1 protein-coding gene is annotated in these 8397 nt (G+C 76.9%); it reads right to left on the bottom strand.

All coding sequences use genetic code 11. The annotated features are described in order from the left end of the window. A partial coding sequence (locus tag IE330_RS39810; RefSeq protein WP_190140517.1) for a type I polyketide synthase occupies window positions 1-8397 on the bottom strand: 8397 nt, incomplete at both ends.

Here is an 8397-nt window from a genome sequence, read left to right on the forward strand (position 1 = left end):
GGCGCCGAGCGCTTCGATGTCGGCGACGAGGGCGGCGGCGCCGGGGGCGTCCGGGCCGCGGCGGCTGGTCAGGAGCAGGTGGCGGGCGCCGTGCTCGGCCGCCAGGTGGCGGGCGACGAGCGCGCCCAGGGTGCCGGTGGCGCCGGTGACGAGGACGGTGCCTTCAGGGTCGGGCGTGCGGACGGGCGCGGCGGTGACGGCGGCGGGCACCAGGCGCGGCGCGTGGAGCACGCCGTCGCGGAGCGCTATCTGCGGCTCGTCCAGGGAGAGTCCGTACGCCAGCGGCCCGGTGTCCGCCGCGTCGGAGTCGGCCGCGCCCGGGTCCAGGTCGAGCAGGACCGGTCCGGCCGTGCCGGGGCCGCCCGCCTGCTCGGAGCGGGCCGAGCGGGCCAGGCCCCACAGCGCGGCGTGCGTCAGGTCGGGCACGTCGCCGCCGTCGGTGGCCACCGCGCCGCGGGTCACGAGGACCGGGCGGGCGGCGGCGAGGCGCGGGTCGGCCTGCCAGGTCTGGAGCAGGGCGAGCGCCTGGTGCAGGGCGGTACGGGCCGCCTCGGGCAGCAAGGCGTCGGCGTCCGGGCCGGGGGCGAAGGTGACGAGGACCGTGTCGGGCGCGGCGGCCCCGGCGTCGAGGGCCGCGGTCAGCGCGTCGGTGTCGGCGTAGGCGGCCACGGTGGCGCCGGACGCGGCGAGCCGGGCGCCCACGCCCAGGGGGTCGGGGCCGACCGTCGCCCAGGTGGTGCCGGCCGGGTCGGCCGTGCCCGCGGGCAGCGGCGTCCACTCGACGGCGAACAGCGCGTCGCGGTGTCCGCCGCCGGCGGCCGCGCGGAGCTGGTCGGGGGCGACCGGGCGCAGTTCGAGGGAGTCGGCGCGGGCGACCGGGGCGCCGGTGTCGTCGGCGAGGAGCAGAGCCACGCCCCCGGTGGCGGCCGGGCGGGCCCGGACCCGGAGCACGGTGGCGCCCTGCGCGGCCAGTGAGACGCCGCTCCACGCGAACGGCAGCCGTACGCCGTCGGCCTCCGCGAAGGGGGCGAGGGCCACGGTGTGCAGGGCGGCGTCGAGGAGCGCGGGGTGCACGCCGAACGCGCGGGCATCCCGGTGGGCGCTCTCGTCCAGCTCGACCTCGGCGTAGACGGCGTCGCCCGCGGGGTCCCGCCAGGCGGCGCGCAGGCCCTGGAAGGCCGGGCCGTAGGAGAGGCCGCCGTCGGCGAGGCGGTCGTAGAACCCGTCGAGGTCCACGGCCTCGGCGCCCTCGGGCGGCCACACGGCCAGCGGTGCCCCCGCCGTCTCCGCCGTCTCCGCCGTGCCGACCGTGTTCACCGTGTCCGGTTCCGGGTGGAGGGTGCCGGTGGCGTGCCGCGTCCAGGGGGTGTCGCTGCCCTGGGGCCGCGAGGAGACCGTCAGCGGGCGGCGTCCCGTGGTGTCGGGGGCGCCGACCCACACCTGGAGGGCGTGGGTGTCGTCGCCGGTGACGACGAGCGGCGCCTGGAGGGTCAGTTCCTCGACGAGGCCGCACCCGGCCTCGTCCCCGGCGCGCAGCGCCATCTCCACGTACGCGGTGCCGGGCAGGAGCACGGTGTCGCCCACGGCGTGGTCGGCGAGCCAGGGGTGGGTGCGCCGGGAGAGCCGTCCGGTGAGGACGTACTGGTCGCCGTCGGCGAGGTCCACGCGGGCCCCGAGCAGCGGGTGCCCGGCGGCGTCGAGACCGGCGGACGCGACGTCGCCGGTGCCGGCCGGGGCGGGCTCGGGCCAGTAGCGCCGGTGCTGGAAGGCGTAGGTGGGCAGGTCGAGGGTGGTGCGGGCGCCGGGGAACAGCGCCTGCCAGTCGAGTTCGACACCGTGGACGTGGGCGGCGGCGAGCGAGGCGAGGAGCCGGTCGGCGCCGCCCTCGTCGCGGCGCAGGGAGCCGAGCGCGGCGGCGCCGGTGCCCGGGGCCTGCGCGGAGTGGGTGACGGCCGTGGAGTCGATGGTCTCCTGCACCGGCACGGTGAGCACCGGGTGCGGGCTCATCTCCAGGAACAGGCCGTGGCCCTCTTCGAGCAGGCCGCGGGTGGCCTGCTCGAAGAGCACGGTGTGGCGCAGGTTGCGGTACCAGTAGCCCGCGTCCATGGGGGTGTCGGCGTCCAGCCAGGTCCCCGTGAGGGTCGAGTACAGCGGGACCTGCGCGGCCCGCGGGGACACGCCCGCGAGGGCATCCAGGATCCGCGTCTCGATCTGCTCGACGTACGAGGAGTGGGAGGCGTAGTCGACGGGGATGGTGCGGGCCCTGATGTCGAGGGCGGCGCAGTGGGCGACCAGGTCCTCCAGGTCCTTCGGGTCGCCGGAGACGACGCGCTGGGAGGGGCCGTTGACGGCGGCGGTCTCGATGCGGCCGTCCCAGCCCGCGAGGAGTTCCTCGGCCTCGTCCCGGGGCAGGACGAGGGAGACCATGCCGCCCTTGCCGGACAGGTCGCGGAGGGCCCGGCTGCGCAGGGCCACGACGCGGGCGGCGTCGTCCAGGGTCAGGGCGCCCGCGACGCAGGCGGCGGCGATCTCGCCCTGGCTGTGGCCGACGACGGCGGCGGGCTCGACGCCGGCCGCGCGCCAGACGGCGGCGAGGGACACCATGACGGCGAACAGGACGGGCTGGACGACGTCGACGCGGTCGAAGTTCTCGCCGCTCAGCTCCTCGGTCAGGTCCCAGTCGACGTACGCGGACAGCGCCTCGGCGCATGCGCTCATCCGGGCGGCGAACACCGGGCTCTGTGCGAGGAGTTCGCGGGCCATTCCGGCCCACTGCGAGCCCTGGCCGGGGAAGACGAACACCGGCCGGACCGTGCCGCCGACGGTGCGGCCCGCGACGACGCCCGGCGCGTCCGTGGCGCCCTGGGCCAGCCGCTTCAGGGCGGCGAGGAGTTCCGCGCGGTCGGCGCCCAGGGCGACGCCCCGGTGCTCGAACCGCGACCGGGCCACGGCCAGGGACCGGCCCACGTCGGCGGGTTCGAGGCCGGGGTGCGCGAGCAGGTGCTCCCGCAGCCGGGTGGCCTGGTCGCGCAGGGCCTGCGGGGTCTTGCCCGACAGGGGCAGGGGGATCAGGCCGGGGGCCACCGCCGGGGCCTCGGGCGCGGCGGACGCGGGGGCGGGCGCGGCAGGTGCGGGCTGAGTGGACTCGGCGGCCTCCTCCACGATGACGTGGGCGTTGGTGCCGCTGATGCCGAAGGAGGAGACGCCCGCGCGGCGCGGGGCGCCGTCCGGGCGCGCGGTCCAGTCGCGGTTCTCGGTGAGCAGCTCCACTCCCCCGCCGGCCCAGTCGACCTCGGGCGTGGGGGCGTCGACGTGCAGGGTCCGCGGCAGGACGTGGTGCCGCATCGCCATGACCGTCTTGATGACGCCGCCGACGCCGGCGGCGGCCTGGGTGTGGGCGATGTTCGACTTCAGCGAGCCGAGCCACAGGGGCCGGTCGTCGGTGTGCGCCTTGCCGTAGGTGGCGATGAGGGCCTGGGCCTCGATGGGGTCGCCGAGCGTGGTGCCGGTGCCGTGCGCCTCGACCGCGTCGACGTCGGCGGGAGTCAGGCGGGCGTCGGTGAGGGCGGCGCGGATGACGCGCTGCTGGGAGGGGCCGTTGGGGGCGGTGAGGCCGTTGCTGGCGCCGTCCTGGTTGATGGCGGTGCCGCGGATCACGGCGAGGACCTGGTGGCCGTTGCGACGCGCGTCGGAGAGCCGCTCGAGCAGGAGCATGCCGACGCCCTCGCCCCAGCCGGTGCCGTCGGCCGCCGCGGCGAACGACTTGCAGCGGCCGTCGGGGGCGAGCCCGCGCTGGCGGCTGAACTCGGCGAACGAGGTGGGGGTCGGCATCACCGCCGCGCCGCCCGCGAGGGCCAGCGCGCACTCGCCCTGGCGCAGCGCCCGCACCGCGAGGTGCAGCGCGACGAGGGAGGACGAGCAGGCGGTGTCCACGGTCACGGCCGGGCCCTCGAAGCCGAAGGAGTACGACAGGCGGCCGGAGGCGACGCTCGCGGCGTCGCCGGTCATGACGTAGCCCTCGACGCCTTCGGTGCCGTGCAGCGTGGTCGAGTAGCCCTGGGTGGACAGGCCGACGAACACGCCGGTGTCGCTGCCGCGCACCGTCGCGGGGACGATGCCGGCGCGCTCGAACGCCTCCCAGGAGGTTTCCAGGAGGAGCCGCTGCTGCGGGTCCATGGCGAGGGCCTCGCGCGGGTTGATGCCGAAGAAGTCGGCGTCGAACTGGTCGGCGTCGTGCAGGAAGGCGCCGGTCGTGACGTAGGCCGCGCCCGCGTCGCCGTCCGTACCGGATTCCGTACCGCCGTCGAGGTCCGCCGGGGCGGTGACGTCCCAGCCGCGGTTGCCGGGGAAGCCGGTCAGGCCGTCCTCGCCCGCGAACACCAGGCGCCACAGGTCCTCGGGCGAGCGGACGCCGCCCGGGTAGCGGCAGCTCATGGCGACGACGGCGACGGGCTCGTCCTGGACGCCGTTGACGGCCGCGCCGCTCGCGGCGGCGGCCGGGGCGGCGGCCTCCGGCAGCGCGCCGAGCAGTTCCGTCCCCAGGTGGGCGGCCAGCGCGACGGGCGTGGGGTAGTCGAAGACCAGGCTGGCGGGCAGCCGCAGGGCGGTGGCGGCGTTGAGGCGGTTGCGCAGTTCGACGGAGGTGAGCGAGTCGAAGCCCAGCTCCTTGAACGCCTTGGCGGCGTCCACCGACTCCGGCGACGGGTAGCCGAGCACGGCGGCCACGTCGGCGCGCACCAGGTCGACGAGGGCCTGCTCGCGCTCCTCGGCGCCGAGCCCCGCCAACCGCTCCGCCAGCGGCGCCCGCCCCGCGTCCGCCGGGCCCGCCTGGGCGGCGGCGGCCTCGCGGACCGGGCCGCGGACGAGGCCGCGGAACAGCGGCGGCACCTCGGCGCCGAACTGCTCCCGGAGCACGCCGGTGTCCAGTTTCATCGGCACCAGGGCGCCGTCGGGCTGCGCCAGGGACGCGTCGAGCAGGGCCAGGCCCTCCGCGGCGGACAGGGCCGCCACGCCCGCCCGGTTCATCCGGTCGATGTCCCCCTCGGCGAGGGCTCCGGCCATGCCGCCCTGGTCGGCCCACAACCCCCAGGCCAACGAGGTCGCGGCCAGGCCCTGGGCGCGCCGGTGCTGGGCCAAGGCGTCCAGGAAGGCGTTGGCCGCGGCGTAGTTGGCCTGTCCCGCGCTGCCCAGCACACCGGCGGCCGAGGAGAACAGCACGAACGCCGACAGGTCCAGGTCCGCGGTCAGCTCGTGCAGATGGACCGCCGCGTCCACCTTCGGCCGCAGCACCGTGTCCAGCCGTTCGGGGGTGAGCGAGGTGAGCACGCCGTCATCGACGACACCCGCCACATGCACCACGGCACGCAGGTCGGTCCGTACGCCCTCGATCAGCGCAGCCACGGCCTCACGGTCGGAGACGTCGCACGCGGCGATCGTCACCCGCGCGCCCAGCTCCTCCAGCTCGGCCCGCACCTGCTCCGCCCCCGGGGCCTGCTCACCCCGCCGCGAGACCAGCAGCAGATCCCGTACGCCGTGCTCACCGGCCAGATGCCGGGCCACCACCCGCCCCAGACCGCCCAGCGCGCCGGTGACCAGAACCGTGCCCTGGCCGTCGAAGCGCGGCGGCAGCGTCAGCACCACCTTGCCCACATGCCGGGCCTGGCTCAGGTAGCGGAAGGCCTCCGGGGCCCGGCGCACGTCCCAGGCCGTGACCGGCAGCGGCTCAAGGACACCCCGCTCGAACAGCGAGAGCACCTCCGCCAGCATCTCCTTGATCCGGTCGCGTCCCGCGTCGATCAGGTCGAAGCTCCGGTACGTGACTCCGTCGTGCTCGGCCGCGACGGCGTCCGGGTCGCGGAGGTCGGTCTTGCCCATCTCCACGAACCGCCCGCCGCGCGGCAGCAGCCGCAGCGACGCGTCCACGAACTCCCGCGCCAGGGAGTTGAGCACCACGTCCACGCCCCGGCCCGCGGTGTCGTCGAGGACCGACGCCTCGAAGTCCAGCGTCCGGGACGAGGCGATCCGCGCGTCCGGGATGCCGAGGTCCCGCAGTACGTCCCACTTCCCGGCGCTGGCGGTGCCGTACACCTCGGCCCCGAAGTGCCGGGCGAGCTGCACCGCGGCCATGCCCACACCACCGGCGGCCGCGTGCACCAGCACCGACTCACCCGCCTGGAGGTCCGCCAGGTCCCGCAGCGCGTAGTACGCCGTCAGGAACACCGTCGGCACCGACGCCGCCCGCGCGAACGACCAGCCCTCCGGAATGCGGGCCACCAGACGCGCGTCCGCGACCGCCAGCGGGCCGAAGCCCGCCTCCAGCAAGCCGAGGACGCGGTCCCCCACGGTCAGGTCCGTCACGTCGGCGCCGACCTCGACGACGACACCGGCACCCTCGGTGCCCATGACCGCGTCCCCCGGGTACATGCCCAACGCGATCAGTACGTCACGGAAGTTCATGCCCGCCGCGCGGACCGCGACGCGCACCTCGCCCGCGCCGAGCGGGCGGGTCCCGGACACCTCGGCGTCGTCCGTGCCGGGCAGGAGCGCCAGGTTCTCCAGGGTGCCCTTGCCCGTCACGCCCAGGTGCCAGGACTCCCCCGCCGGGGCCGGGAGCACGCCGCCGCCGGCGCGTACCAGGCGCGGCGCGCGGAGCACGTCGCCGCGCACGGCGAGCTGCGGCTCGTCCAGCGCGGGCAGGGTGGGGAGCTGTGCCAGGGCGGCCGCCGAGCCGTCGACGTCGACGAGGGTGAGGCGGCCGGGGTTCTCGGACTGTGCCGAGCGGATCAGGCCCCATACCGGGGCGTCGACCAGACCGGAGGCCGAGACCACGTCACCGGAGCCCACGCCCACGGCACCGCGCGTCACCACCACCAGGCGGGCGTCCTCGCCGCCCTCGTACGACAGCCACTCCCCCACGGTCGCGAGGGTGTCGTACAGGGACGTCCGTACCGCCGTGGCGGTGTCGCCGTCGCCCTCCGCGCCCGCGCTGGTCACGAATACGCACTCGGGGGCGGGGGCGCCGTCGCCGACCGCTGCGGCGAGCGCCGCCACGTCCGCGTACGCCGCCACCTCCGCACCGGCACCCTCCAGGGCGGCCCGCACCCCGAGCGCGTCCGCGCCCAGGACGGCGTGGACGCCACCGGTCGCCGGGGCAGGGGCGGGCACCACGGTCCAGTCGACGCGGAACAGCGCGTCGTGGTGGGCGCCGTGCCCCGTGTCCGCCTCGGGTGCGGCGATGGGCCGCAGGACGAGCGAGTCGACGGTGGCGACCGGGGCGCCCTGGGTGTCGGTGACGGTGAGGGCCACGCCGTCGGTTCCGGCGGCGGTGAGGCGGACCCGCAGCGCGGACGCGCCGGTGGCGTGCAGCGTCACGCCGGTCCAGGAGAAGGGCATGCGGCCCTGCTCGGTGTCGGACACGAAGGTGCCGAGGCCGAGCGGGTGCAGCGCGGCGTCGAGGAGCGCCGGGTGCAGGCCGTACGCGTCGGCCCCGTCCCGCTCCTCCTCCGGCAGCGCCACCTCGGCGAACAGCTCGCCGTCGCGCCGCCACACGGACCGCAGGCCCTGGAAGGCCGGGCCGTAGCGGAACCCGGCGGCGGCGAGGCTGTCGTACAGCGTCTCTGTGTCGGCGGGTTCGGCGCCCGCGGGCGGCCACTGGGCCAGGTCGGCGTCGGCTTCCCGGGCGGCGGCCGGGGCCGGGGCGAGGGTGCCGGTGGCGTGGCGCAGCCAGGGCTCGTCGGACCACAGGTCGTCGGCGGCGGCGCTCTGGGGCCGCGAGTAGAGGTTCACCGGGCGGCGGCCGAGGGCGTCGGCGGCGCCCACGGCGAGCTGGAGCTGCACGGCGCCGCGCTCGGGCAGGACGAGGGGCGCCTGGAGCGTCAGCTCCTCCAGGTGGGCGCAGCCGACGCGGTGTCCGGCGTGCAGGGCCAGTTCGACGTAGGCGGTGGCGGGCAGCAGGACCGTGCCGCCGAGGGCGTGGCCCGCGAGCCAGGGGTGGGACGCGAGCGAGAGCCCGCCGGTGAACAGGTAGCCGTCCATGTCGGCGAGGGCCACGGCGGCGCCGAACAGCGGGTGGTCCGCCGGGTGCAGTCCGGTGGCCCGGGCGTCACCGGCGCCGGGAACGGCGGGGCGCGGCCAGTAGCGCCGCCGCTGGAAGGCGTACGTGGGCAGGTCGACACGGCGGCGGGACGCGACAGGCGCGTACAGCGGCGCCCAGTCGACGGCCACGCCGCGGACGTGCGCCTTGGCGAGGGCGGTCAGGAACGTGTCGGTCTCCGGGCGGTCCTTGCGCAGGGCCGCGACCAGGCCGCTCTGGGCGGCGGGGTCGGTGAGCGCCTCGTGCGCCATGGCGGTCAGCACGGAGTCGGGGCCGAGTTCGAGGAGCGTGGAGACGCCGAAGCC

It is taken from the genome of Streptomyces longispororuber (assembly GCF_014656095.1).
GTDB lineage: Bacteria > Actinomycetota > Actinomycetes > Streptomycetales > Streptomycetaceae > Streptomyces > Streptomyces longispororuber.